The sequence below is a fragment of the Virgibacillus carmonensis genome, assembly GCF_057836705.1.
Map to the genome: position 1 here is coordinate 1 of NZ_JBYQFJ010000129.1, position 750 is coordinate 750.

Consider the following 750-nt stretch of genomic DNA (forward strand, 5'->3'; position numbering starts at 1 on the left):
CATTCCCATACCACGTCCGGATTCAAGCAGTGCATGATCGACTCCCCGAATCCCAGTATACGTGTTTTTGAGAATCGGCAGCAGCGAGTACAAGAACAATGCAAAGACTACGGTATTTGCGCCAAGTCCCATTGCCAGCATGAGCACCGCCAGCATGGCTAATGCAGGTATTGTTTGAATAATATTTGTTAGGGAAATTACCCATGCACTTAACCTGGCATGACGGGCGATTATAATCCCAACAGGAATAGCAACAATAGCTGCAAATAATACACCATAAGCAGACATTAGAAAGTGCCGTAGAAATTGTTCCCATACGTAAGCCATATTTTGCGAATAATATACCCCTAAATCTGTAAGTGTCTCTATCATATCTTCACCTCCAGGAAAGTTTTACTCAAAATAATGATGTTCTTCTAAAAACTCTTTAGCTACAAGTCTCGGTTCTTTCATCTTTACGTTCGCCTGATAGTTCATCTCACGCATTTTTTTGGTACTGATTTTCCCTGCCAGCTTATGAAGAATATCTTTCAGCTCGGGATGTTTCTTAAGTACCTCGTTCCGGACTACTGGTGAACTATCATATGGTGGAAATAGATGCTTATTGTCTTTTAATGTTACTAAATCAAATGCTTCAAGACGACCATCCGTGGTATAGGCAAGCACAACATCCATTTCTCCACTTTCAACAGCTTTGTAAACAAGACCTATATTCATTGGAAATACACGTCCGAATTCATAACCATATTT

The 750-nt window shown here is 40.3% G+C and carries 2 protein-coding genes; both read right to left on the reverse strand.

The annotated features are described in order from the left end of the window. Positions 1-369: ABC transporter permease (locus AC3G7N_RS20885; protein WP_489424079.1), on the reverse strand; the 369-nt coding region annotated here is incomplete at its 3' end. A 24-nt stretch (positions 370-393) separates the two neighbouring features. Then, a partial coding sequence (locus AC3G7N_RS20890) for a glycine betaine ABC transporter substrate-binding protein (protein ID WP_489424078.1) occupies positions 394-750 on the reverse strand: 357 nt, incomplete at its 5' end.